Here is a 25,192-nt window from a genome sequence, read left to right as displayed (position 1 = left end):
GGACCGTCTACCGGAGAGAGCACGTGGACCGCGCGGAAAAGCGTGACATGGTCGCGACGCTGAACTCGGTGTTTTCGAACTCCGGGGCCATCGTCGTCGCTCACTACTCGGGCCTGACCGTCGCCCAGCTGCAGACGCTTCGTCGGCAGATGCGCGAGGCTGGCGCGAGCGTGAAGGTCGCGAAGAACCGGCTCGCCAAGATCGCTCTCGATGGCACGGACGTCGCCCATATCGGGTCCCTCCTGCAGGGCCCGACGATCCTCGCTTACAGCGATGATCCGGTGGTGGCGCCCAAGGTCGCAGTGGAGTTCGCCAAGGGGCACGACAAGTTCGTGATCCTGGGCGGCGCCATGGGCGCGACCTCCCTGAACCCGGACGGCGTGAAGGCTCTTGCCACGCTGCCGTCCCTGGACGAACTGCGCGCCAAGCTCGTCGGCCTTATCCAGGCCCCGGCGACCAAGCTCGCGCAGCTCTCGACCGCGCCGGCCGCCAAGCTTGCGCGCGTTTTCGGGGCATACGCCAAGCGAGACGAGGCGGCGTGAGCCGCTCTTCCAAAGTTCAAAACTGGTTCGAACCCTCTAAGGACGTGAAACAATGACTGATCTGACGAAGATCGTCGACGAGCTGTCGAATCTGACGGTTCTCGAAGCTGCGGAGCTCGCCAAGCTCCTCGAAGAGAAGTGGGGCGTCTCGGCCGCTGCGGCGGTTGCGGTCGCTGGTCCGGCCGGCGGCGGCGCCGCGGCCCCGGCCGCCGAAGAGCAGACGGAGTTCACCGTCGTGCTCGCGGCCGCCGGCGAGAAGAAGATCGAGGTCATCAAGGAGGTCCGCGCGATCACCGGCCTCGGCCTCAAGGAAGCCAAGGACCTGGTCGAAGGCGCGCCGAAGCCCGTCAAGGAAGGCGTCTCCAAGGACGAGGCCGAGAAGCTCAAGGCCCAGCTCGAGAAGGCTGGCGCCAAGGTCGAGCTCAAGTGAGTTCGGCGCGGATCGCGTTTCGCGGTCCGCGACGGAAATACCCCGCGGGGGTCGCCGGTTCGCCGGTCCCCGCGGGACTTTGATTGAAGCCGCGTGGGGCGACGTCGCAGACGTCGAGTCCTGCGCGGCTTTCAGCGCCTTCCGGTTCCCGGAGACCTTCGTGGTTCTGGAGACCCGGCGGGGCGTTTCTGAAAGCGGGTCCGTCGCGAGATGGAGTCCGCCGCGCCTGATCCAAGGGCCCTGGGCCGAATTTTCGGCCGGACGGTTTTTGGATCAGGCGTGCACGGCGCGAGATGAGGAAGACGATGGCTCAGCAGATCACCGGCCGCAAGCGTGTCCGCAAGTTCTTCGGCAAGATCCGTGAAGTGACGGAAATGCCGAACCTCATCGAGGTTCAGAAGGCGTCCTACGACCAGTTCCTTCTGTTCGACGAGGGCGCGGCGACGCGGCCGGACGAAGGCCTGCAGACGGTGTTCAAGTCGGTGTTCCCGATTTCCGACTTCTCCAACACCTCGATGCTCGAGTTCGTGAACTACGAGTTCGAGCAGCCGAAATACGACGTCGACGAGTGTCGCCAGCGCGGCATGACCTTCGCGGCCCCGCTCAAGGTGACGCTGCGCCTCATCGTGTTCGACGTCGACGAGGAGACCGGCGCCAAGTCCGTCAAGGACATCAAGGAGCAGGACGTCTACATGGGCGACATGCCGCTCATGACGTCGAACGGCACCTTCATCGTCAACGGCACCGAGCGCGTCATCGTCAGCCAGATGCACCGTTCGCCGGGCGTGTTCTTCGACCACGACAAGGGCAAGACCCACTCGTCGGGCAAGCTGCTGTTCGCCGCGCGCATCATCCCGTATCGCGGCTCCTGGCTCGACATCGAGTTCGACGCCAAGGACATCGTGCACGCCCGCATCGACCGTCGCCGCAAGATCCCGGTGACGTCGCTGCTGTTCGCGCTCGGCATGGACGGCGAGGAGATCCTCGACACCTTCTACAACAAGGTCCCGCACCAGCGTGACGGCGACGGCTGGCGCATGCCGTTCGACGGCAATCGCATGAAGGGCTTCAACGCCACCCAGGACCTGATCGACGCCGAAAGCGGCGAGGTCGTCCTCGAGGCCGGCAAGAAGCTGACCCCCGCCAGGCCCGCCTCATCGGCGAGAAGGGCGTGAAGTTCCTCAAGGTCTCCAACGAGGAGATGATCGGCCAGTACGTCGCCGAGGATCTCGTCAATCCCGAGACGGGCGAGATCTGGGCCGAGGCCGGCGAGGAGATCACGGCCAAGATGCTCGAGCTCCTTCAGGAGGTCGGGCTGGACGAGATCGACCTGCTCGACATCGACCACGTCAACACCGGCGGCTACATCCGCAACACGCTGAACGTCGACAAGAACGCGACCCGCGAGGAAGCGCTGTTCGACATCTATCGCGTGATGCGTCCGGGCGAGCCGCCGACCCTCGACACCGCCGAGGCGATGTTCCAGTCGCTGTTCTTCGACAGCGAGCGCTACGACCTCTCGGCCGTCGGCCGCGTGAAGATGAACATGCGCCTCGACCTCGACGCGCCCGACACCCATCGCACGCTCCGCAAGGACGACATCCTGGCGGTCGTGAAGACGCTCGTGGACCTGCGCGACGGCAAGGGCGAGATCGACGACATCGACCATCTCGGCAACCGCCGCGTCCGGTCGGTCGGCGAGCTCATGGAGAACCAGTACCGCGTCGGCCTGCTCCGCATGGAGCGCGCCATCAAGGAGCGCATGTCGTCGGTCGAGATCGACACCGTCATGCCGCAGGACCTGATCAACGCGAAGCCTGCGGCCGCGGCCGTGCGCGAGTTCTTCGGCTCCTCGCAGCTCTCGCAGTTCATGGACCAGACCAACCCGCTCTCCGAGATCACGCACAAGCGTCGTCTCTCGGCGCTTGGACCGGGCGGTCTCACTCGCGAGCGCGCGGGCTTCGAAGTCCGCGACGTGCATCCGACCCATTACGGCCGCATCTGCCCGATCGAGACGCCGGAAGGCCCGAACATCGGCCTGATCAACTCGCTCGCGACGTTCGCGCGCGTGAACAAGTACGGCTTCATCGAGAGCCCGTACCGCAAGGTGCGCGACGGCGCGGTGACCGACGAGGTGCACTACCTCTCGGCCGTCGAGGAATCGAAGCACCACGTCGCGCAGGCGAACGCCGTGATCACGGCCGAGGGCAAGTTCACCGAGGACCTGATCGTCTGCCGCCACATGGGCGAGGTCGTCTTCGCGCCGATCGAGCGCGTCGACTACATGGACGTGTCGCCGAAGCAGCTCGTCTCGGTCGCGGCCGCGCTCATCCCGTTCCTCGAGAACGACGACGCCAACCGCGCGCTCATGGGCTCGAACATGCAGCGCCAGGCGGTGCCGCTCGTTCGCGCCGACGCGCCCTTCGTGGGCACCGGCATGGAGGCGGTGGTCGCTCGTGACTCGGGCGCCGCGATCGCGGCCCGCCGCGCCGGCGTGATCGACCAAGTCGACGCGACCCGCATCGTCATCCGCGCGACGGAAGAGCCCGACGCCTCCAAGCCCGGCGTCGACATCTACCGTCTCATGAAGTTCCAGCGCTCCAACCAGTCGACCTGCATCACGCAGAAGCCGCTGGTCCGCGTCGGCGACATCGTGAAGAAGGGCGAGATCATCGCCGACGGCCCATCGACCGAGCTCGGCGAGCTCGCGCTCGGCCGCAACGTGCTTGTCGCCTTCATGCCGTGGAACGGCTACAACTTCGAGGACTCCATCCTCCTCAGCGAGAAGATCGTCTCCGACGACGTCTTCACCTCGATCCACATCGAGGAGTTCGAGGTGATGGCCCGCGACACCAAGCTCGGGCCGGAGGAGATCACGCGCGACATTCCGAACGTTTCGGAAGAGGCGCTGAAGAATCTCGACGAAGCCGGCATCGTCTACATCGGCGCTGAAGTGGCAGCGGGCGACATCCTCGTCGGCAAGATCACGCCGAAGGGCGAGAGCCCGATGACGCCGGAGGAGAAGCTCCTCCGCGCGATCTTCGGCGAGAAGGCGTCCGACGTGCGCGACACCTCGCTGCGCGTGCCGCCCGGCGTCACCGGCACCATCGTCGAAGTGCGCGTGTTCAACCGGCACGGCATCGACAAGGACGAGCGCGCCCAGGCGATCGAGCGCGAGGAGATCGAGCGGCTCGCCAAGGACCGCGACGACGAGCTCGCGATCCTCGACCGCAACACCTATGCGCGTCTCGGCGAGATGCTGGTCGGCAAGACCGCGGTCGGCGGCCCGAAGGCGATCAGGAAGGACGAGGCCATCACCCGCGAGATGCTGGGCGAGGCGCCGCGTTCGCAGTGGTGGCAGATCGCGGTGTCGGACGACAAGATGATGTCCGACCTCGAGGGCATGCGCGCCCAGTACGACGAGCAGAAGAAGCGTCTCGAGCAGCGGTTCCTCGACAAGGTCGAGAAGCTGCAGCGCGGCGACGAGCTTCCGCCCGGCGTGATGAAGATGGTCAAGGTCTTCATCGCCGTGAAGCGCAAGATCCAGCCGGGCGACAAGATGGCCGGCCGGCACGGCAACAAGGGCGTGGTTTCGCGCATCGTTCCGGTCGAGGACATGCCGTTCCTCGAGGACGGCACCCATGTCGACATCGTGCTGAACCCGCTCGGCGTGCCGAGCCGCATGAACGTCGGGCAGATCCTCGAGACCCATCTCGGTTGGGCCTGCGCGGGTCTGGGCGCTCAGATCGGTAAGGCGATCGACGCCTACCGCGCCGGCGCCGGCATCTCGGACCTCAAGTCCAGGCTCGACACCGTCTACGGCGACAACGCCGAGGTGAAGGGCATGAAGGACGACGAGCTCGTCGAGATGTCCGAAACGCTTCGGCGCGGCGTTCCGATCGCGACGCCGGTGTTCGACGGCGCCAAGGAGGCGGACATCGAGCGCATGCTCGAGCTCGCCGGCGTCAACACGTCCGGCCAGGTCACCCTGTCGGACGGGCGCACCGGCGATCCGTTCGACCGTCAGGTGACGGTGGGCTACATCTACATGCTGAAGCTCCACCACCTCGTGGACGACAAGATCCACGCGCGTTCGATCGGCCCGTACTCGCTCGTCACCCAGCAGCCGCTGGGCGGCAAGGCGCAGTTCGGCGGACAGCGCTTCGGCGAGATGGAAGTGTGGGCCCTTGAAGCCTACGGCGCGGCCTACACCTTGCAGGAGATGCTGACGGTGAAGTCCGACGACGTCGCGGGCCGCACCAAGGTCTACGAGTCGATCGTGCGCGGCGACGACGCCTTCGAGGCGGGCATTCCGGAGAGCTCAACGTGCTCGTGAAGGAAATGCGGTCGCTCGGCCTCAACGTCGACCTGCACACGTCCAAGAAGCAGAATCTCCCGCCGGCGGACGCGGCGGAGTGACGGCGGCTCTCTGAGAGAGTTGTCATCCGACGGACGGGCCGAGCGGCCCGCCCGTCGCCGATTTTGGATTTTTGGCGGATAGGCCCGGCGTTGGCGGCGACGCAAGGCGGGATCCGCGGAAGGAGACGGCGATGAACCAAGAAGTGATGAATCTCTTCAACACGCAGGTTCCGGCCCAGACGTTCGACCAGATCCGGATCTCGATCGCGAGCCCGGAAAAGATCCTCTCGTGGTCTTTCGGCGAGATCAAGAAGCCCGAGACGATCAACTACCGGACCTTCAAGCCGGAGCGCGACGGCCTGTTCTGCGCTCGCATCTTCGGTCCGATCAAGGACTACGAGTGCTTGTGCGGCAAGTACAAGCGCATGAAGTACAAGGGCGTCATCTGCGAGAAGTGCGGCGTCGAGGTCACCCTCAGCCGCGTGCGCCGCGAGCGCATGGGCCACATCGAGCTCGCCGCGCCCGTCGCCCATATCTGGTTCTTGAAGTCGCTGCCGTCCCGCATCGGCCTTCTGCTCGACATGACGCTGAAGGACCTCGAGGCGATCCTCTACTTCGAGAAGTACGTCGTCCTCGAGACCGGCCTGACGCCGCTCAAGGACCGCCAGCTTCTGACCGAGGAGGAGTATCTTCTCGCGCAGGACGAATACGGCGAGGACGCCTTCACGGCCCAGATCGGCGCCGAGGCGATCCAGTCGCTGCTGCGCGGCCTCGACCTCGAGAAGATGGCCGCCGACATCCGCGTCGAGATCGCGGAGGCGACCACCGAGCTCAAGCCCAAGAAGCTCGCCAAGCGCCTGAAGATCGTCGAGGCCTTCATCGACTCGGGCAACAAGCCCGACTGGATGATCATGACCGTCGTGCCGGTGATCCCGCCGGATCTGCGTCCGCTCGTGCCGCTCGACGGCGGCCGTTTCGCGACGTCCGACCTCAACGACCTCTACCGCCGCGTCATCAACCGCAACAACCGCCTCAAGCGGCTGATCGAGCTGCGCGCGCCGGACATCATCATCCGCAACGAGAAGCGCATGCTTCAGGAGGCGGTCGACGCGCTGTTCGACAACGGCCGCCGCGGCCGCGTCATCACGGGCGTCAACAAGCGCCCGCTGAAGTCGCTCTCCGACATGCTGAAGGGCAAGCAGGGGCGGTTCCGCCAGAACCTGCTGGGCAAGCGCGTCGACTATTCGGGCCGTTCGGTCATCGTGGTCGGCCCTGAGCTGAAGCTGCACCAGTGCGGCCTGCCGAAGAAGATGGCGCTCGAGCTGTTCAAGCCGTTCATCTACTCGCGGCTCGACGCCAAGGGCCTCTCGGCGACCGTCAAGCAGGCCAAGAAGCTCGTCGAGAAGGAAAAGCCGGAAGTCTGGGACATCCTGGACGAGGTCATCCGCGAGCATCCGGTGATGCTGAACCGCGCGCCGACGCTCCACCGCCTCGGCATCCAGGCGTTCGAGCCGGTGCTGATCGAGGGCAAGGCGATCCAGCTTCACCCGCTGGTCTGCGCCGCGTTCAACGCCGACTTCGACGGCGACCAGATGGCCGTGCACGTTCGCTGAGCCTCGAGGCGCAGCTGGAAGCGCGCGTGCTCATGATGTCGACCAACAACATCCTGCATCCCGCCAACGCGCCGATCATCGTGCCGTCGCAGGACATCGTGCTCGGTCTCTACTACCTCACCCTGATGCGCGACAACGAGCCGGGCGAAGGCTCGCTGTTCGCCGACATGGGCGAGATGGAGCACGCGCTGTTCTCGAAGTCCGTGACCTTGCACACCAAGATCAAGGGCCGTTTCGTCTCGATCGACGAGAACGGCGACAAGGTGTCCAAGATCTTTGAGACCACGCCCGGCCGCATGATGCTCGGCCAGCTGCTGCCCAAGACCCCGAAGCTGACCTTCGACGTCGTCAACAAGCTGATGACGAAGAAGGAAATCTCGAACATGATCGACACCGTCTACCGCAACTGCGGTCAGAAGGACACGGTCATCTTCTGCGATCGGATCATGTCGCTCGGCTTCCACAACGCGTTCAAGGCCGGCATCTCGTTCGGCAAGGACGACATGGTCGTGCCGGAGACCAAGACGAAGATCGTCGAGGACACCCGCACGCTCGCCAAGGAATACGAGCAGCAGTACCAGGACGGCCTGATCACCCAGGGCGAGAAGTACAACAAGGTCGTCGACGCCTGGGCGAAGTGCACGGACAAGATCGCCGAGGAGATGATGGCGCGGATTTCCGCGGTCCAGATCGACAAGGAGACCAACCGCGCCAAGCAGATCAACTCGATCTACATGATGAGCCATTCGGCGCCCGCGGCTCGCCGGCGCAGATGAAGCAGCTCGCCGGCATGCGCGGCCTGATGGCCAAGCCCTCCGGCGAGATCATCGAGAGCCCGATCATCTCGAACTTCAAGGAAGGCCTCTCGGTTCTCGAGTACTTCAACTCGACGCACGGCGCCCGTAAGGGTCTCGCCGACACGGCGCTCAAGACGGCGAACTCGGGCTACCTGACCCGTCGTCTCGTCGACGTGGCGCAGGACTGCATCATCACCGAGGACGATTGCGGCTCTGAGTCCGGCATCCGCGTCCGCCCGGTGGTCGACGCCGGCCAGATCGTGGCCACGCTCGGCATGCGCACGCTCGGCCGCACGACGGCCGAGGACGTTCAGCATCCGGCGACGGGTGACCTCGTTCTCCCGCGCAACACGCTGATCTCCGAGAAGGACGTCGAGGCCATGTCCGCCGCCGGCGTGCAGGAGGTTCGCATCCGCTCCGTGCTGACCTGCGAGACCAAGGTCGGCGTCTGCAAGGCCTGCTACGGCCGCGATCTTGCTCGCGGCACGCCGGTCAACATGGGTGAGGCGGTCGGCGTCATCGCGGCGCAGTCGATCGGCGAGCCGGGCACGCAGCTCACCATGCGCACGTTCCACATCGGCGGCACGGCGCAGCTTGCTGACTCGTCCTTCGTCGAAAGCTCCTTTGAGGGCACGGTCAAGAATCCGCAACCGCAACGCGGCCCGGACTCGGACGGCGATCTGATCGTCATGGGCCGCAACGTCGCGGTGGTGATCCTCGACGCCAACGGCGTCACGGAGCGCGCGTCCCATCGCCTGCTGTACGCGCCAAGCTGCGCGTCGACGACGGCGACAAGATCAAGCGCGGCCAGCGCATCGCCGAGTGGGATCCGTACACCCGTCCGATCCTCACCGAGGTCGACGGCAAGACGCAGTTCGAGGATCTCGTCGAAGGCGCCTCCGTCAGGGAGACGTCGGACGAGGCGACCGGCATCACCAAGCGCGTCGTTTATGGACTGGCGGACGTCGACCCCGTTCGGCGGACCTCAAGCCCTCGATCGTCGGCAGGGCCCGGACGGCAAGATCCTGAAGCCCGCCAAGGGCGGCGAGGCGCGCTACCAGCTCGCCCCGGACGCGATCCTGTCGGTCTCGCCCGGCTCCGAGGTGAAGGCCGGCGACGTGCTGGCCCGTATCCCGACCGAAAGCGCCAAGACGCGCGACATCACGGGCGGTCTGCCGCGTGTCGCCGAGCTCTTTGAAGCTCGGCGCCCGAAGGACGCGGCGATCATCGCCGAGGTCTCGGGCACGGTGCACTTCGGAAAGGACTACAAGACAAGCGCCGCATCAGCCTCATCCCGGCCGACGGCGGCGATCCGGTCGAGTACTTGATCCCGAAGGGCAAGCACATCCAGCTGCAGGACGGCGACGTCGTGGAGCTTGGCGACTACATCGTCGACGGCAACCCGGCCGCACGACATTCTGGCGATCAAGGGCGTGGAGGAGCTTGCGGCCTACCTCGTCACGAGATCCAGGAGGTCTACCGACTGCAGGGCGTGCAGATCAACGACAAGCACATCGAGGTGATCGTTCGTCAGATGCTGCAGAAGGTCGAGATCTCGGACGCCGGCGAGACCGAGCTCATCACCAACGAGCAGGTCGACCGCCTCGAGTTCGACGCGGTCAACGCCAAGGCGGTGGAAGAGGGCAAGAAGCCGGCGGTCGGTCATCCAGTCTTGCTCGGCATCACCAAGGCCTCGCTCCCGAGACGCGCTCCTTCATCTCGGCCGCCTCCTTCCAGGAGACGACGAGGGTGCTCACCGAGGCCGCCGTCAACGGCAAGGCCGACGACCTAGAGGGCCTCAAGGAGAACGTACATCGTGGGCCGCCTCATCCCGGCCGGCACCGGTTCGGTGATGAACAAGGTCCGCGAGATCGCGAGCCATCGCGACGAGTTGATCCTCGCGCAGCGCGCGCAGGAGCAGACCTCGGCCGCGCCCGCGCCGGACGCACAGCTGCTGCCGACGCCCGACGCGGCGGAGTGAGGCGGGGCGGTTCGCCCCGCCGTCTGAGAACGACGACAGGTCATGAGGGCCGCCGGGAAACCGGCGGCCCTCATTTACCTTTGAGGCCCTGCCGGATACCGTATGATCGCGGGATCTACGCGATCCGGGTGGGGCCGAACCGCGCATGAGCGACATCGTCGAAAGAATTTACGAGGCCGCAGCTTTGCCTGAGCTGTGGCCCGACCTGTTTCAGGACTTGTCCAACCGCTACGAGTTCGTCGGCGCGGCATGTTCTGCGTCAATGCGCAGTTTTCAGCGCGGGATCTCCTCGCCAGGAATCGCCGACGTGCTCGAGCGCTTCCTGACCGGAGGTTGGCAGGATCGCAATTGTCGCGCGCCGCGCACCGCCAAGCTCAATTACGAAGGCTTCGTCCGCGATCAGGACATCCTGACCGACGAGGAGATCGAGAACGAGCCGATGTACGCCGAGCTGCTGCGGCCTGCGGGCCTTGGCTACGCGCGGGCTCCGTGATCAAGTGTCCGAGCGACGATCTCGTGGCGTTCTCGTTCGAACGCGCCGGCAAGCTCGGGGCCCGCCTGTCGAGATCTTGGCGAGCTCGACAAGCTTCGTCCCGCACCTTGCCCGCGCATCGATCTTCTCGGCCGGATCGACCTCGAACGCTCGCGGGCGCAGGTCGAGGCGCTGTCGGCGCTTGGCCTTCCTGCGGCGGTCACGCGCGCGAACGGCTCGACGCTCGCCGCCAACGCCGCCTTCGAGGCGCTGGCGGCCCGATCAAGATCGGCGCGCGCGACGGCTTGCGCCTCTCTGATCCCGCCGCCGACGCCCTTCTGCGCGGGCCTTCGCCCGACGGCCTGGCAGGCGGCCGGTCGATCGCGCTGCCGCAGGCGGGGGAGGCGAGGCCGGCGTGCTCCATGTGCTGCCGATCCGCCGCAGGCGCGGGACGTCTTCGCGCAGGCCGCCTGGCTCGTCGTGGTCACCCCAGCTTGGGCGACGGCCGCCCCAAGCGCTTCGATTCTCTCGGGCCTCTTCGACCTCACCCCGGCGGAGGCGCGCGTGACCCGCCAGCTCATCGAGGGCGCGGCGGTCAACGAGATCGCCGAATCCTCTGGGCTCAGCGAATCCACCATCCGCAACCAGCCCGCTCGATCTTCGCCAAGACGGGAGCGAGTCGGCAAAGCGAGCTCGTGCTGATGTGCGGCGGGCTGGGGATGCCGCGGACCTAGGCGGAAGAGCTGAAGAGCCAGCGCTGCTGAGCAGGCGAGGGGCGCGGCGCCTGGTTCTTGTGGGTCGCAAGGGCCTTAAATCACAGCGCTCGGGTACCTCATCTGGGCGCGCATGGCCGATCTTCGCCGAATAGCTCCACGGCGGGTTGACGTTCCCCGACTCGCGGGTTAGAAGCCGCCCACTCTTCGGCAGGCGGTGATCCCACGCTGCTCGGAAGCGGTCCAACGCTCCGACCTTTCGGGTTCAAACGCTGTCGCGACCACACTGGGTCAGTTGCGGGTTCATGACCTGCGGCGCTTGTCGCCGTCGGTCCTCTGCAAGGAGCGGGCGCTTCCTTCGGTTCTCCGAAGGCGGGCGTCGTTTCGTTTTGCGTGTCGAGGGTCTCCTCTTCGCGCCGAACGCTGTTGAGATTTAAGAAGGCGGTTAGGCGAACAATGCCCACCATCAGCCAGTTGATCCGCAAGCCGCGGCAGGCGCCGACGGCGCGCAATACGGTTCCGGCGCTCCAGGCGTGCCCGCAGAAGCGTGGCGTCTGCACGCGCGTTTACACCACGACCCCGAAGAAGCCGAACTCGGCGCTTCGTAAGGTCGCCAAGGTGCGTCTCACCAACGGCTTCGAGGTCATCGGCTACATCCCGGGCGAGGGCCATAACCTCCAGGAGCATTCGGTGGTCATGATCCGCGGCGGCCGCGTGAAGGACCTTCCGGGCGTCCGCTATCACATCCTGCGCGGCGTGCTCGACACGCAGGGCGTCAAGAACCGCAAGCAGCGCCGGTCGAAGTACGGCGCGAAGCGGCCGAAGTGAGGTTCTGACAGATGTCCCGTCGTCATTCCGCCGAGCGTCGTGAAGTTCATCCCGATCCCAAATTCGGGGATCTCATCGTGTCGAAGTTCATGAACACCGTCATGAAGCACGGCAAGAAGTCGGCCGCCGAGGCGATCGTCTACGGCGCGTTCGACCAGGTCGAAGGCAAGCTCAAGCAGAGCCCGATCGCCGTGTTCCATCAGGCGCTCGAGAACATTTCGCCGGCTCTCGAGGTTCGTTCCCGCCGCGTCGGCGGCGCGACCTACCAGGTTCCCGTCGAAGTGCGCCCCGAGCGTCGCCAGGCGCTCGCTCTGCGCTGGCTGCTGGCCTCGGCCCGCGCCCGCAACGAGAAGACCATGGTGGATCGCCTGTCCGCCGAACTGATCGACGCATCGAACAACCGCGGCTCCGCCGTGAAGAAGCGCGAAGACACGCACCGCATGGCGGAAGCGAACCGCGCCTTCTCGCACTACCGCTGGTAATCGAGCAGAGACTGAAGGACCGATAAGATGGCCCGCTCCCACGCGATCGAAGACTATCGTAACTTCGGCATCATGGCCCACATTGATGCCGGCAAGACGACGACGACCGAGCGCGTCCTGTTCTACTCCGGCAAGTCCCACAAGATCGGCGAAGTCCACGACGGCGCCGCGACCATGGACTGGATGGAGCAGGAGCAGGAGCGCGGCATCACGATCACGTCCGCCGCGACGACGACCTTCTGGAAGGACAAGCGCCTCAACATCATCGACACGCCGGGCCATGTCGACTTCACGATCGAAGTCGAGCGTTCGCTGCGCGTGCTCGACGGCGCGGTGTGCGTTCTCGACGGCAACCAGGGCGTCGAGCCGCAGACCGAGACGGTGTGGCGCCAGGCCGACAAGTACGAAGTGCCGCGGATCGCGTTCGTCAACAAGATGGACAAGATTGGCGCTGACTTCTTCCGCTGCGTGAAAGAGCTCGACACCCGCGTCGCCGGCAATCCGGTCTGTATCCAGCTGCCGATCGGCTCCGAGAACAATTTCCTCGGCATCATCGACCTCGTCCGCATGAAGGCGGTCGTGTGGGATAACGAGAACCTCGGCGCGACCTTCCGTGACGAGAGATTTCGTCGATTTCGGCTGAGCTCGCCGACCAGGCCGCCGAATATCGCGGCAAGCTGGTCGAGGCTGCCGTCGAGCTCGACGACGCCGCGCTCGAGAAGTTCCTCGAAGGCGAGGAGCCCGACGAGGCGTCGCTGAAGGCGCTTATCCGCAAGGCCACCATCACCCGCGCGTTCACGCCGGTGCTGTGCGGCTCGGCGTTCAAGAACAAGGGCGTGCAGCCGCTGCTCGACGCGGTTGTCGACTACCTGCCGACCCCGCTCGATCGCGGCGCGGTCGACGGCGTGGACTTCAAGACCGAAGAGCCGATCGTCCGCAATCCGTCCGACGACGAGGGCCTGTCGGTCCTCGCGTTCAAGATCATGGACGATCCGTTCGTCGGCACGATTACCTTCTGTCGCGTCTACTCGGGCAAGCTCGAGGCGGGCTCGACCCTGCTGAACTCGACCCGCGACAAGAAAGAGCGCGTCGGCCGGATGCTGCTGATGCACGCGAACAATCGCGAGGACATCAAGGAGGCTTACGCCGGCGACATCGTCGCTCTGGCCGGCCTCAAGGACGTCCGCACCGGCGACACGCTGTGCGACCCGCTGAAGGCCGTCATTCTCGAGCAGATGGTGTTCCCGGAACCGGTCATCACCATCAAGATCGAGCCGAAGACCAAGGCCGACCAGGAGAAGCTGGGCATCGCCCTGTCGAAGCTCGCGGCTGAGGACCCGTCCTTCCGCGTGTCGACCGACCAGGAGTCCGGTGAGACCATCCTTAAGGGGATGGGCGAGCTTCATCTCGACATCAAGGTCGACATCCTCCGGCGCACCTACAAGGTCGACGCCGCGATCGGCGCGCCGCAGGTGGCCTATCGCGAGACGCTGACCAAGCCGGTCGATATCGACTACACCCACAAGAAGCAGACCGGCGGCACCGGTCAGTTCGCCCGGGTGAAGCTGCACATCGAGCCGAACGAGCCGGGCGCCGGCTTCCTGTTCGAGTCGAAGATCGTCGGCGGCGCGGTGCCGAAGGAGTACATCCCGGGCGTCGAAAAGGGCATCGCCTCCGTCATGGGCGCGGGCGTGATCGCCGGCTTCCCGGTGGTCGACGTCAAGGTCCAGCTCCTCGACGGCGCGTTCCACGAAGTCGACTCCTCGGTCCTCGCCTTCGAAATCGCGTCCCGCGCGGCGTTCCGCGAGGCCCTGCAGAAGGGCGGCGCTGCGTTGCTCGAGCCGATCATGAAGGTCGAGGTCGTGACGCCTGAGGACTACACCGGTTCGGTCATCGGCGACCTCAACTCCCGCCGCGGCCAGATCCAAGGGCAGGACATGCGCGGCAACGCGAACGTGGTGAACGCCATGGTCCCGCTCGCCAACATGTTCGGCTACATCAACACGCTGCGTTCGTTCAGCCAGGGCCGCGCGAACTACAGCATGGAATTCGATCACTACGAGCAGGTGCCGTCCAACGTCGCGCAGGAGGTTCAGGCGAAATACGCCTGATCCCACGCCGCGTTAGAGACGAACCTGAACCCTGAAGATTAGAGAAGAGAACGGAGCCGACGCCGATGGCCAAGGAAAAGTTTTCGCGGACGAAGCCGCACTGCAACATCGGAACGATTGGTCACGTTGACCATGGCAAGACGTCTTTGACGGCTGCGATCACGAAGGTGCTTGCGGAGACTGGCGGGGCGACGTTCACGGCGTATGACCAGATCGACAAGGCGCCGGAGGAGAAGGCGCGCGGCATCACGATCTCGACCGCGCATGTGGAGTACGAGACGAGCGGGCGCCACTACGCCCACGTCGACTGCCCCGGCCACGCCGACTATGTGAAGAACATGATCACGGGCGCGGCGCAGATGGACGGCGCGATCCTGGTGGTTTCGGCCGCCGACGGCCCGATGCCGCAGACCCGCGAGCACATCCTGCTCGCCCGTCAGGTCGGCGTTCCGGCGCTGGTGGTGTTCCTGAACAAGTGCGACATGGTCGACGACGAGGAGCTTCTCGAGCTCGTCGAGCTCGAGGTTCGCGAGCTTCTGTCGAAGTACGACTTCCCGGGCGACGACATTCCGATCGTGAAGGGTTCTGCGCTTGTGGCGCTCGAGAACGGCGACGCCAAGCTCGGCCATGACGCCATTCTTGAGCTGATGACCCAGGTCGACGCCTACATCCCGCAGCCGGAGCGTCCGATCGACCAGCCGTTCCTGATGCCGGTCGAAGACGTGTTCTCGATCTCGGGCCGCGGCACGGTGGTGACCGGCCGCGTCGAGCGCGGCATCGTGAAGGTCGGCGAGGAAGTCGAGATCGTCGGCATTCGCCCGACGGTGAAGACCACCGTCACGGGCGTCGAGATGTTCCGCAAGCTGCTCGACCAGGGGCAGGCCGGCGACAACATCGGCGCTCTTCTGCGCGGCACCAAGCGCGAGGACGTCGAGCGCGGCCAGGTTCTGTGCAAGCCGGGTTCGGTGAAGCCGCACACGAAATTCAAGGCTGAGGCGTACATCCTCACCAAGGAGGAGGGCGGCCGTCACACGCCGTTCTTCACGAACTACCGCCCGCAGTTCTACTTCCGCACGACGGACGTGACGGGCGTGGTGCACCTTCCCGAGGGCACCGAGATGGTGATGCCGGGCGACAACATCGCGATGACGGTCGAGCTGATCGTTCCGATCGCGATGGAGGAGAAGCTGCGCTTCGCCATCCGCGAAGGCGGCCGAACCGTCGGCGCCGGCGTCGTCGCCACCATCATCGAGTGATTGAACTTTCCTGACGCGGAAGGGGGCCGGCTTAACCGGCCTGCCTCCGACCCGTGGAGACGGTAGACCCATGAACGGCCAGAACATCCGGATCCGCCTCAAGGCGTTCGATCACCGCATCCTCGACACCTCCACCCGGGAGATCGTGTCGACGGCTAAGCGGACCGGCGCCCAGGTGCGCGGCCCCATCCCGCTGCCGACGCGGATCGAGAAGTTCACGGTGAACCGCTCGCCCCACGTCGACAAGAAGAGCCGCGAGCAGTTCGAGATTCGGACGCACAAGCGTCTTCTCGACATCGTCGACCCGACGCCGCAGACCGTGGACGCGCTGATGAAGCTCGACCTCGCCGCCGGCGTCGACGTCGAGATCAAGCTCTGATCCAGGCTCACTGAGTAGAAGGACGAGGCGGATGCGCTCCGGACTCATCGCACAGAAGCTGGGCATGACCCGCGTCTTCACCGACGCTGGCGAGCATGTGCCGGTCACCGTGCTTAAGGTCGACATGTGCCAGGTGGTCGCCCACCGCACGGTCGAGACGAATGGTTATGTGGCTCTTCAGCTCGGCGCGGGTTCGCGCAAGCCGAAGAACGTCACCAAGGCCGAGCGTGGCGGTTTCGCCAAGGCCGAGGTCGAGCCGAAGCGGAAGGTCGTGGAGTTCCGCGTCTCCGACGACGCCGTGATCCCCGTGGGCGCCGAGCTCACCGCGGACCACTTCGTCGCCGGCCAGCGCGTCGACGTCACCGGCACCTCGACCGGCAAGGGCTTCGCCGGCGCGATGAAGCGCTGGAACTTCGGCGGCCTTCGCGCCACTCACGGCGTCTCCGTTTCGCACCGTTCGCACGGTTCGACCGGCGGCCGTCAGGATCCGGGCAAGGTCTTCAAGAACAAGAAGATGGCCGGTCATCTCGGCGACGAGCGCGTCACCACGCAGAACCTGAAGGTGGTCTCCACCGATCCGGAGCGCGGTCTGATCCTCGTCGAGGGCGCGGTTCCGGGCGTCAAGGGCGGCTGGATCCTGGTGCGCGACGCCGTGAAGACCAAGCTTCCCGAGGGCATTCCGATGCCGGGCAAGTTCCGTGAGCGTGGGCAGCAGTCCGACGCCCCGGCTTCGACCCCGGTCGAGGAGGCCCCGGCCACTGAAACGACCGCCGGGGAGACCGCGTGATGGTTGAGATCGCGATCACCAAGGCCGACGGCAAGTCGGGCGACAAGGTCACGCTTTCGGACGAGATCTTCGGCCTTGAGCCGCGGACCGACATCCTGCACCGCGTCGTTCGCTGGCAGCTCGCCCGCCGTCAGGCCGGCACGCATGTCACCAAGGGCCGCTCGGACATCGCCCGCACGGGCAAGAAGATGTACAAGCAGAAGGGCACGGGCCGCGCCCGTCACGCCCAGGCGTCGGCTCCGCAGTTCCGTGGCGGCGGCCGCGCTTTCGGTCCGGTCGTGCGCTCTCATGAGCACGACCTGCCGAAGAAGGTCCGCGCGCTCGGCCTGAAGCACGCTCTCTCGGCCAAGGCCAAGGGCGAGCAGATCGTCGTGCTCGACGACTTCGCGCTGACCGAGGGTAAGACCAAGGCGTTCCTGGCGCAGATCGAGAAGCTTGGCTTCTCGAACGCGCTGGTCATCGACGGCGCCGACGTCGACGCCAACGTGAAGCTCGCCTCGCGCGCCGTCCACACCGTGGACGTGCTGCCGGTGCAGGGCATCAACGTCTACGACATCCTTCGCCGCGACACGCTCGTGCTGACCAAGGCCGCCATCGATGCGCTGGAGGCGCGCTTCAAATGACCGACCTTCGCCACTACGACGTCATCCGCGCGCCGATCATCACCGAGAAGGCCACCTACGCTTCCGAGCAGAACAAGGTGGTGTTCAAGGTCGCTGACACCGCCACCAAGCCGCAGATCAAGGCGGCGGTGGAGAAGCTCTTCGACGTGAAGGTCGTGAGCGTGAACACCCTCGTCCGCAAGGGCAAGGAAAAGCGTTTCCGCGGCCGCCTCGGCCGGCAGGGCGACACCAAGCGCGCGATCGTGACGCTGGCCGAAGGCCACGCCATCGACGTGACGACGGGCCTCTGAGGCTGAGGACCGGAGAACAGCTATGGCTTTGAAGACCTACAACCCGATCACTCCGAGCCTTCGCCAGCTCGTGATCGTCGACCGGTCGGCGCTCTACAAGGGCAAGCCGGTCAAGCAGCTGACGGAGGGACTCACGTCCTCCGGCGGCCGCAACAACCTCGGCCGCATCACGGTGCGGTTCCGCGGCGGCGGCCACAAGCGGACCTACCGCCTGATCGACTTCAAGCGTCGCAAGCTGGACGTGCCGGCGACCGTCGATCGGATCGAGTACGATCCCAACCGTTCGGCGTTCATCGCGCTGATCCGCTACGAGGACGGCGAGCTCGCCTACATCCTCGCGCCGCAGCGCCTCAATGTCGGCGACCAGGTCGTCGCGGGCGCCCAGGTCGACGTGAAGCCGGGCAACGCGATGCCGCTCGGCGTCGCGCCGGTCGGCACGATCGTGCACAACGTCGAGATCAAGATCGGTCGCGGCGGCCAGATCGCGCGGTCGGCGGGCTCCTACGCCCAGATCGTCGCTCGTGACCAGGGCTACGTGACGCTCCGCCTGTCTTCCGGCGAGCAGCGCCTCGTGCACGGCCAGTGCTTCGGCACCATCGGCGCGGTGTCGAACCCCGACCACGCCAACATCAATCTCGGCAAGGCCGGCCGTTCGCGCTGGCTCGGCCGCAAGCCGCACAACCGCGGCGTGACCATGAACCCGGTCGACCATCCGCATGGCGGCGGCGAAGGCCGCACCTCGGGCCGCCGCCACCCCCCGTGGGCAAGCCCACCAAGGGCAAGCGCACGCGTTCGAACAAGGCGACCGACAAGTTCATCGCCACGAGCCGGCACGCCCGGAAGAAGAAGTAAGGGAGCCCGAGAATGTCTCGTTCAATCTGGAAGGGTCCCTTCGTCGACGGGTACCTGCTTAAGAAGGCGGACGTGGCCCGCGGTTCGACCCGCAACGAGGTCATCAAGACCTGGAGCCGCCGTTCGACCATCCTGCCGCAGTTCGTCGGCCTCACCTTCGGGGTCTACAACGGCCAGAAGCATGTGCCCGTGTCGGTCAACGAAGAGATGATCGGCCACAAGCTCGGCGAATTCGCTCCGACGCGGACCTTCTACGGTCATGCGGCGGACAAGAAGGCGAAGAGGAAGTAATCCGATGGGCAAGCCAGCCGCCAAGCGCGCGCTTCCCGAGAACGAGGCCAAGGCCGTGCTGCGCATGGTCCGGATCTCGCCGCAGAAGCTCAACCTCGTCGCTCAGCTGATCCGCGGCAAGAAGGTCGAGACGGCGCTCGCCGACCTCACCTTCTCGCGCAAGCGCATCGCCGGCCAGGTGAAGAAGACGCTCGAGAGCGCCATCGCCAACGCCGAGAACAACCATGATCTCGACGTGGACGACCTGATCGTCTCCGAGGCGTTCGTCGGCAAGTCCATCGTGATGCGCCGGTTCTCGCCGCGAGCCCGTGGCCGCGTGGGCACGATCCAGAAGCCGTTCTCGCACCTGACGATCGTCGTTCGTCAGGTCGAGCAGGCGTCGGCCAAGGCTTGAGGAGAAGACGATGGGTCACAAGGTCAACCCGATCGGGCTTCGGCTCGGCATCAACCGCACGTGGGACTCGCGCTGGTTCGCCAGCAAGGGCGAGTACGGCAAGCTCCTGCAGGAAGACATCGCGATCCGCGACGCGCTCCTGAAGGATCTGAAGCAGGCGGCGGTCTCCAAGATCGTCATCGAGCGCCCGCACAAGAAGTGCCGCGTGTCGATCTACTCGGCGCGTCCGGGCATCGTGATCGGCAAGAAGGGCGCGGACATCGAGAAGCTTCGCAAGAAGGTCGGCTCGATGACCTCGTCGGAAGTGCACATCAACATCGTTGAGGTGCGCAAGCCCGAGATCGACTCGACGCTCGTCGCGGAGTCGATCGCCCAGCAGCTCGAGCGCCGCGTGGCGTTCCGCCGGGCGATGAAGCGCGCGGTCCAGTCGGCCATGCGTCTCGGCGCCGAGGGCATCCGCATCAACTGCGCCGGCCGTCTCGGCGGCGCGGAGATCGCCCGCACCGAGTGGTACCGCGAGGGCCGCGTTCCGCTGCACACGCTGCGCGCCGACGTCGACTACGGCGTCGCCACCGCGAAGACCGCGATGGGCACCTGCGGCGTGAAGGTGTGGATCTTCAAGGGCGAGGTCATGGAGCATGACCCCATGGCCCAGGACAAGCGTCTGAACGACGGCGACGGCGGCCGTCCCCAGCGTCGCGATCACGCGGCCTGAGGCGGTTCGACCGGGAGTTTGAACAATGCTGCAACCGAAGAAGACCAAGTTCCGCAAGCAGTTCAAGGGCCGCATCTCTGGCGCGGCCAAGGGCGGCTTTGAGCTGGACTTCGGCGCCTATGGCCTCAAGGCCATGGAGCCCGAGCGCATCACCGCGCGTCAGATCGAGGCGGCTCGCCGCGCTCTGACCCGTCACATGAAGCGCGCCGGCCGCGTGTGGATCCGCGTCTTCCCGGACGTGCCGGTCTCCAAGAAGCCGACCGAAGTGCGCATGGGTAAGGGCAAGGGCGCGAACGAGTACTGGGCCGCTAAGGTCAAGCCGGGCCGCATCATGTTCGAGATCGACGGCGTGCCGCTCGACATCGCCCGTGAGGCCCTGCAGCTCGCCGCGGCGAAGCTTCCGATCCGCACCCGTTTCGTCCAGCGCGTCGCCGAGTGAGGGCTGAGATCATGACCAAGGCTCAGGATTTCCGCGCGATGACCGCGGACCAGCTCGACGACGAGGTCGTCAAGCTGAAGAAGGAGCAGTTCAACCTTCGCTTCCAGAAGGCGACGGGACAGCTCGAGAACACCTCGCGGGTGAAGACGGTTCGCCGTGACATTGCCCGCGTTATGACGGTCGCGGCCGCCAAGCGCGCCGAAGCCAAGTAAGAGGAGGACACAATGCCGAAGAGAGTCCTGCTCGGGACCGTCATTTCCGACAAGAACGCCAAGACCGTCGTGGTCAAGGTGGAGCGCCGCTTCACGCACCCGCTGCTGAAGAAGACGGTGCGCCGGACGAAGCACTACCACGCCCATGACGAGAACCAGGCCTTCAAGGTCGGGGACCTCGTCTGGATCGAGGAGAGCCGTCCGATCTCCCGGCTGAAGCGCTGGGTCGTTCGACCCGACGCCTCAGTCGACGCCGACGCCTCGGCCCCTGCGCCGACCGAGTGATCATCTGAAACGGCCCGCCGGGCGAGGTCCGCAGAGTTCGTGGATACCGGTCCGGGCGAAATTGAAAGGCTAAGGCCATGATTCAGATGCAGAGCAACTTGGATGTCGCTGACAACAGCGGCGCCAAGCGCGTGATGTGCATCAAGGTTCTGGGCGGCGCCGGCCGCCGCTACGCCGCCGTGGGCGACATCATCGTGGTGTCGGTCAAGGAGGCGATCCCGCGCGGTCGCGTGAAGAAGGGCGACGTCATGAAGGCGGTCGTCGTTCGCACGGCCAAGGACATCCGCCGCGTCGACGGCTCGGTGATCCGCTTCGACCGCAACGCCGCCGTTCTGATCAACAATCAGAAGGAGCCGGTCGGCACGCGCATCTTCGGCCCGGTTCCGCGCGAGCTTCGCGCCAAGAACCACATGAAGATCATCTCGCTCGCGCCGGAGGTGTTGTGATGGCCGCAAAGATCAAGAAGGGCGACAAGGTCGTCGTTCTCGCCGGCAAGGACAAGGGCAAGACCGGCGAAGTGCTGAAGGTGCTCCCGAAGGAGACGCGCGCCGTCGTGCAGGGCGTCAACGTCGTGATGAAGCATCAGCGGCAGACCCAGAACCAGGAAGGCGGCATCATCCGCAAGGAGGCCTCCATCCATCTCTCGAACATCGCGCTCGCCGATCCGAAGGACGGCAAGCCGACGCGCGTCTCCTTCAAGATCGAGGGCGAAGGCGCGAACCAGACGAAGGTCCGCGTGGCTGCGCGGTCCGGGGAGCGCATCGATGGCTGAGGCCGCTTACACGCCGCGCCTGAAGCGGCATTACGACGACGTGGTCCGGGCCCAGCTCATCGAAGAGTTCGGCTATAAGAACCCCATGGCCGTTCCCTCGATCGAGAAGATCGTGCTGAACATGGGCGTGGGCGAGGCCGTCGCCGACTCGAAGAAGGCCACGACCGCCGCGTCGGAGCTCGCCAAGATCGCCGGGCAGAAGCCGGTCATCACCAAGGCGCGCACCTCGATCGCGACGTTCAAGCTGCGCGAAGGCCAGTCGGTCGGCTGCAAGGTCACCCTGCGCCGCGCCCGCATGTACGACTTCATTGACCGCCTGGTCACGATCGCGCTGCCGCGCGTTCGCGACTTCCGCGGCCTGAACCCGAAGAGCTTCGACGGCCGTGGCAACTACGCCATGGGCATCAAGGAGCACATCGTGTTCCCCGAGATCGAGTACGACAAGATCGACCAGGTCTGGGGCATGGACGTCATCGTCTGCACGACGGCGAAGTCTGACGACGAGGCGCGCGCCCTGCTGCGCGCCTTCAACTTCCCCTTCAGGCAGTGACGGGAGGATCGCATGGCTAAGAAAAGCGCGATCGAGAAGAACACCCGCCGTCGCAAGATGGTCGCCCGCGACGCCGCGAAGCGCGCGGAGCTCAAGGCGATCGCCAAGAACCCGAACCTCGACCTCGAGGACCGGTTCGCGGCGCGGCTCAAGCTCGCCGAACTGCCGCGGAACGGGTCGAAGACCCGCATCCGCAATCGCTGCGAAGTCACGGGACGCCCGCGGGCCTATTACCGCAAGCTCGGCATCTCGCGTATCGCGATCCGTGATCTAGGCTCCAAGGGCTTGGTCCCGGGCCTTCTGAAGTCCAGCTGGTGAGGAGGGACCGATGGTGAACGACCCCCTCGGCGATATGCTGACGCGCATCCGCAACGCGCATATGCGGAACAAGACCTCGTGCTCGACGCCGGGCTCCAAGCTCCGCGCGCATGTGCTCGACGTCCTTCAGTCGGAAGGCTACATCCGCGGTTACACGCAGACGGAGCTGACCAATGGCCGCACCGAGTTCGAGATCGAGCTCAAGTACTATGACGGCGCGCCGGTCATCCGCGAGCTTCAGCGCGTCTCGAAGCCCGGCCGCCGCGTCTACGCGTCGGTCGACAATCTTCCGCGCGTGGCGAACGGCCTCGGCATCTCGATCCTCTCCACGCCCAAGGGCGTGATGGCGGATCACGACGCCCGCGACAACAACGTGGGCGGGGAGATCCTTTGCCGCGTCTTCTGACGCTGGGCGAAGGGTCTTCCACGAAGGATTAGGAGAGCGATCATGTCGCGCATCGGCAAAAAGCCGATCGACGTGCCGTCGGGCGTCACCGCGGCGGTCGACGGTCAGAACGTCAAGGTTAAGGGACCGAAGGGCGAGCTCGCCTTCACGGTCCACGACGACGTCGTCGTCGAGTTCAAGGACGGCAAGGTTTCGGTCCAGCCGAAGGACGAGACCAAGCGCGCCCGCTCGATGTGGGGCATGTCGCGCACCATGGTGTCGAACCTCGTCGAGGGCGTCACCAAGGGTTTCGAGAAGAAGCTCGAGATCACCGGTGTCGGTTACCGCGCGTCGGTCCAGGGCAAGAACCTGGTTCTCGCGCTTGGTTACAGCCACGACGTGATCTACCCGATCCCGGACGGGATCCAGATCGTGACGGGCAAGCCGACCGAAGTGACCATCACCGGGATCAACCGTCAGCAGGTTGGTCAGGTCGCGGCCGAAATCCGCGACTTCCGCCGCCCCGAGCCTTACAAGGGCAAGGGTGTTAAGTACGCGGGCGAGTTCATCTTCCGCAAGGAAGGCAAGAAGAAGTAAGGGCCGGGACCGATGGCGAAGAAACTTGCGACTGAGGCGCGCCGCAAGGCGCGCGTGCGCCGCGCGCTTCGCGCGGCGGCCAACGGGCGTCCGCGCTGTCGATCCACCGTTCGTCGAAGCAGATCTACGCGCAGGTCATCGATGACGAGCGCGGCGTGACGCTGGCTTCGGCCTCGACGCTCGACAAGGATTTCCGCGCCGCGAAGAAGACCGGCGCGGACATGGCCGCGGCGAGCGAGATCGGCAAGCTTGTGGCCGAGCGCGCCAAGGCGGCCGGCGTCACCGAGGTCGTGTTCGATCGCGGCGCCTACATCTATCACGGCCGGGTCAAGGCCCTGGCCGAGGCCGCCCGTGAGGGCGGGCTCAACTTCTGAAGCCCGCTCGAAGGGAAGAGGACACTTAAATGGCTCGTGAGCCCAGAGAGAACCGCCGCGAACGTGAACGCGAGGACAGCGAGTTCGTCGACAAGCTGGTCCACATCAACCGCGTCGCCAAGGTGGTGAAGGGCGGCCGTCGCTTCGGCTTCGCCGCTCTCGTCGTCGTCGGCGACCAGAAGGGCCGCGTCGGCTTCGGCCACGGCAAGGCCCGCGAGGTGCCGGAGGCCATCCGCAAGGCGACGGAAGCCGCCAAGCGCGGCCTGATCCGCGTGCCGCTGCGCGAAGGCCGGACGCTCCATCACGACGTCGACGGCCGCCACGGCGCCGGCAAGGTCGTGCTGCGCGCCGCCCCGGCCGGCACCGGCATCATCGCCGGCGGTCCGATGCGCGCCGTCTTCGAAACGCTCGGCGTCCATGACGTCGTCGCGAAGTCGCTCGGCTCGTCGAACCCGTACAACATGGTCCGCGCGACGTTCGACGCCCTCAAGGCGGAAGACAGCCCGCGTTCGGTCGCCGCTCGCCGCGGCCTCAAGGTTTCGACCCTGCAGGCCCGCCGCAAGGACGTCGACGCCGACGCGGTCGCCGAAGGCTGACCGTCGGACATCGCTTGAAGGAGCCTGATCATGGCCGCAACTGAGAAGAAGAAGGTCGAAGGCGCGACCGTGACCGTCGTCCAGACGGGTTCGTCGACCCGCCGCCCGTTCGACCAGCAGCAGACCCTCGTCGGTCTCGGCCTCGGCCGGATCGGCAAGCGCCGCGAGCTGATCGACACCCCCGCGGTGCGCGGCATGATCGCCAAGGTCGCGCACCTCGTGCGCGTCGAAGCCTGAGCGTCGGAGAGAAGACGATGAAGCTCAACGAACTCAGAGACAACCCCGGCGCCACCAAGAAGCGGATGCGCGTCGGACGCGGCATCGGCTCCGGCAAGGGCAAGACCGGCGGCCGCGGCGTGAAGGGTCAGAAGTCGCGCACCGGCGTCGCCATCAAGGCGTTCGAGGGCGGCCAGATGCCGCTCTACAGGCGTCTGCCGAAGCGCGGCTTCACCAACATCTTCGCCAAGGATCTGAACGAGGTGAACCTCGCGCGGCTCCAGCAGGCGGTGGACGCCGGCAAGCTCGACGCCAAGAAGCCCGTTACCGAGGAGGCGCTGGTCGAGGCCGGCGTTCTCTCGAAGAAGCGTGACGGCGTGAAGGTTCTCGGCCGCGGCGAGCTCAAGACGAAGCTCGACCTCGAGGTCTACGCGGTCTCCAAGACTGTCGCGGACGTGATCGAGAAGCTTGGCGGCAAGGTGACGCTTCTCGCGCCGGCCGTCGAAAAGGCCGATGCGGAACCCGCGTAAATC

26 protein-coding genes and 5 pseudogenes are annotated in these 25,192 nt (G+C 65.8%); all 31 read left to right on the top strand.

Annotation, left to right across the window (positions count from 1 at the left end):
* The first annotated feature begins 23 nt into the window (after window positions 1-23).
* Window positions 24-542: a 50S ribosomal protein L10 gene (gene rplJ / locus K6K41_RS01460; RefSeq protein WP_261403637.1), complete on the top strand. Its 519-nt coding sequence runs from the start codon at window positions 24-26 to the stop codon at window positions 540-542.
* A 52-nt stretch (window positions 543-594) separates the two neighbouring features.
* On the top strand, window positions 595-972 hold the full coding sequence (gene rplL, locus K6K41_RS01455; RefSeq protein WP_261403636.1) for a 50S ribosomal protein L7/L12: 378 nt from the start codon (window positions 595-597) through the stop codon (window positions 970-972).
* Between the two features lie 305 nt (window positions 973-1,277).
* Window positions 1,278-5,391 (top strand): annotated as a pseudogene (gene rpoB / locus K6K41_RS01450) (DNA-directed RNA polymerase subunit beta).
* 131 nt (window positions 5,392-5,522) lie between these two features.
* A pseudogene (rpoC, locus tag K6K41_RS01445) lies at window positions 5,523-9,722 on the top strand (DNA-directed RNA polymerase subunit beta').
* Window positions 9,723-9,867: 145 nt separating this feature from the next.
* Window positions 9,868-10,215 (top strand): hypothetical protein, encoded by a 348-nt coding sequence (locus K6K41_RS01440; protein ID WP_261403635.1) that lies wholly within the window; start codon window positions 9,868-9,870, stop codon window positions 10,213-10,215.
* A gap of 459 nt (window positions 10,216-10,674) precedes the next feature.
* Entirely contained in the window at window positions 10,675-10,896 is a 222-nt protein-coding gene (locus K6K41_RS01435; protein ID WP_261403634.1) for a helix-turn-helix domain-containing protein, read from the top strand.
* A gap of 467 nt (window positions 10,897-11,363) precedes the next feature.
* Complete coding sequence (gene rpsL, locus K6K41_RS01430; protein ID WP_020178159.1) at window positions 11,364-11,735, top strand: 30S ribosomal protein S12; 372 nt, start codon at window positions 11,364-11,366, stop codon at window positions 11,733-11,735.
* 11 nt (window positions 11,736-11,746) lie between these two features.
* Window positions 11,747-12,217 carry a 30S ribosomal protein S7 gene (gene rpsG / locus K6K41_RS01425; protein WP_261403633.1) on the top strand — a complete coding sequence of 157 codons (471 nt, stop codon included), beginning with the start codon at window positions 11,747-11,749 and terminating at the stop codon, window positions 12,215-12,217.
* A 27-nt stretch (window positions 12,218-12,244) separates the two neighbouring features.
* A pseudogene (gene fusA, locus K6K41_RS01420) lies at window positions 12,245-14,328 on the top strand (elongation factor G).
* 65 nt (window positions 14,329-14,393) lie between these two features.
* A complete protein-coding gene (tuf, locus tag K6K41_RS01415) occupies window positions 14,394-15,584 on the top strand; it encodes an elongation factor Tu (RefSeq protein ID WP_261403632.1) in 1,191 nt (396 codons plus the stop codon).
* A 70-nt stretch (window positions 15,585-15,654) separates the two neighbouring features.
* On the top strand, window positions 15,655-15,963 hold the full coding sequence (rpsJ, locus tag K6K41_RS01410; RefSeq protein WP_020178162.1) for a 30S ribosomal protein S10: 309 nt from the start codon (window positions 15,655-15,657) through the stop codon (window positions 15,961-15,963).
* A gap of 31 nt (window positions 15,964-15,994) precedes the next feature.
* Window positions 15,995-16,750 (top strand): 50S ribosomal protein L3, encoded by a 756-nt coding sequence (gene rplC, locus K6K41_RS01405; protein ID WP_261403631.1) that lies wholly within the window; start codon window positions 15,995-15,997, stop codon window positions 16,748-16,750.
* Window positions 16,750-17,373, top strand: coding sequence for a 50S ribosomal protein L4 (gene rplD, locus K6K41_RS01400; RefSeq protein ID WP_261403630.1), 624 nt, complete (start codon window positions 16,750-16,752; stop codon window positions 17,371-17,373). Before rplC ends, rplD begins: the two co-directional genes overlap by 1 nt.
* Window positions 17,370-17,663, top strand: a complete 294-nt coding sequence (locus tag K6K41_RS01395) for a 50S ribosomal protein L23 (protein WP_261403629.1) — start codon at window positions 17,370-17,372, stop codon at window positions 17,661-17,663. Before rplD ends, K6K41_RS01395 begins: the two co-directional genes overlap by 4 nt.
* Window positions 17,664-17,685: 22 nt before the next feature.
* Window positions 17,686-18,515: pseudogene (gene rplB, locus K6K41_RS01390) on the top strand (50S ribosomal protein L2).
* Window positions 18,516-18,527: 12 nt separating this feature from the next.
* Window positions 18,528-18,806 carry a 30S ribosomal protein S19 gene (gene rpsS / locus K6K41_RS01385; protein WP_261403628.1) on the top strand — a complete coding sequence of 93 codons (279 nt, stop codon included), beginning with the start codon at window positions 18,528-18,530 and terminating at the stop codon, window positions 18,804-18,806.
* Between the two features lie 4 nt (window positions 18,807-18,810).
* The gene (gene rplV, locus K6K41_RS01380) at window positions 18,811-19,200 is read left to right on the top strand and encodes a 50S ribosomal protein L22 (protein ID WP_261403627.1); all 390 of its coding nucleotides are present in this window, start codon (window positions 18,811-18,813) and stop codon (window positions 19,198-19,200) included.
* A 10-nt stretch (window positions 19,201-19,210) separates the two neighbouring features.
* Complete coding sequence (gene rpsC / locus K6K41_RS01375; RefSeq protein ID WP_261403626.1) at window positions 19,211-19,915, top strand: 30S ribosomal protein S3; 705 nt, start codon at window positions 19,211-19,213, stop codon at window positions 19,913-19,915.
* Between the two features lie 25 nt (window positions 19,916-19,940).
* Window positions 19,941-20,354 carry a 50S ribosomal protein L16 gene (gene rplP, locus K6K41_RS01370; RefSeq protein ID WP_261403625.1) on the top strand — a complete coding sequence of 138 codons (414 nt, stop codon included), beginning with the start codon at window positions 19,941-19,943 and terminating at the stop codon, window positions 20,352-20,354.
* A gap of 11 nt (window positions 20,355-20,365) precedes the next feature.
* Entirely contained in the window at window positions 20,366-20,566 is a 201-nt protein-coding gene (gene rpmC / locus K6K41_RS01365; protein WP_261403624.1) for a 50S ribosomal protein L29, read from the top strand.
* Window positions 20,567-20,578: 12 nt separating this feature from the next.
* Complete coding sequence (gene rpsQ, locus K6K41_RS01360) at window positions 20,579-20,851, top strand: 30S ribosomal protein S17 (RefSeq protein ID WP_261403623.1); 273 nt, start codon at window positions 20,579-20,581, stop codon at window positions 20,849-20,851.
* A gap of 77 nt (window positions 20,852-20,928) precedes the next feature.
* Window positions 20,929-21,297 (top strand): 50S ribosomal protein L14, encoded by a 369-nt coding sequence (rplN, locus tag K6K41_RS01355; protein WP_261403622.1) that lies wholly within the window; start codon window positions 20,929-20,931, stop codon window positions 21,295-21,297.
* A complete protein-coding gene (gene rplX / locus K6K41_RS01350; protein ID WP_261403621.1) occupies window positions 21,297-21,623 on the top strand; it encodes a 50S ribosomal protein L24 in 327 nt (108 codons plus the stop codon). Before rplN ends, rplX begins: the two co-directional genes overlap by 1 nt.
* Window positions 21,616-22,173: a 50S ribosomal protein L5 gene (gene rplE / locus K6K41_RS01345; RefSeq protein ID WP_261403620.1), complete on the top strand. Its 558-nt coding sequence runs from the start codon at window positions 21,616-21,618 to the stop codon at window positions 22,171-22,173. The genes rplX and rplE overlap by 8 nt, the downstream gene beginning before the upstream one ends.
* A gap of 12 nt (window positions 22,174-22,185) precedes the next feature.
* Window positions 22,186-22,491 (top strand): 30S ribosomal protein S14, encoded by a 306-nt coding sequence (rpsN, locus tag K6K41_RS01340; RefSeq protein WP_261403619.1) that lies wholly within the window; start codon window positions 22,186-22,188, stop codon window positions 22,489-22,491.
* A 10-nt stretch (window positions 22,492-22,501) separates the two neighbouring features.
* On the top strand, window positions 22,502-22,897 hold the full coding sequence (rpsH, locus tag K6K41_RS01335) for a 30S ribosomal protein S8 (protein ID WP_261403618.1): 396 nt from the start codon (window positions 22,502-22,504) through the stop codon (window positions 22,895-22,897).
* Window positions 22,898-22,939: 42 nt separating this feature from the next.
* Window positions 22,940-23,473, top strand: a complete 534-nt coding sequence (rplF, locus tag K6K41_RS01330; protein WP_261403617.1) for a 50S ribosomal protein L6 — start codon at window positions 22,940-22,942, stop codon at window positions 23,471-23,473.
* Between the two features lie 12 nt (window positions 23,474-23,485).
* Window positions 23,486-23,847, top strand: a pseudogene (gene rplR / locus K6K41_RS01325) (50S ribosomal protein L18).
* Window positions 23,848-23,876: 29 nt separating this feature from the next.
* Window positions 23,877-24,443: a 30S ribosomal protein S5 gene (gene rpsE, locus K6K41_RS01320; RefSeq protein ID WP_261403616.1), complete on the top strand. Its 567-nt coding sequence runs from the start codon at window positions 23,877-23,879 to the stop codon at window positions 24,441-24,443.
* A gap of 30 nt (window positions 24,444-24,473) precedes the next feature.
* Window positions 24,474-24,680, top strand: a complete 207-nt coding sequence (gene rpmD / locus K6K41_RS01315) for a 50S ribosomal protein L30 (protein WP_261403615.1) — start codon at window positions 24,474-24,476, stop codon at window positions 24,678-24,680.
* 17 nt (window positions 24,681-24,697) lie between these two features.
* Window positions 24,698-25,189 carry a 50S ribosomal protein L15 gene (gene rplO, locus K6K41_RS01310; protein ID WP_261403614.1) on the top strand — a complete coding sequence of 164 codons (492 nt, stop codon included), beginning with the start codon at window positions 24,698-24,700 and terminating at the stop codon, window positions 25,187-25,189.
* The last annotated feature ends 3 nt before the right edge of the window (window positions 25,190-25,192 follow it).

Origin of the sequence: Chenggangzhangella methanolivorans, assembly GCF_019797865.1 — a bacterium.
GTDB lineage: Bacteria > Pseudomonadota > Alphaproteobacteria > Rhizobiales > Methylopilaceae > Methylopila > Methylopila methanolivorans.
The sequence above is the reverse complement of the archived record's forward strand: the minus strand, read 5'-3'. Positions and strand labels throughout refer to the sequence as shown.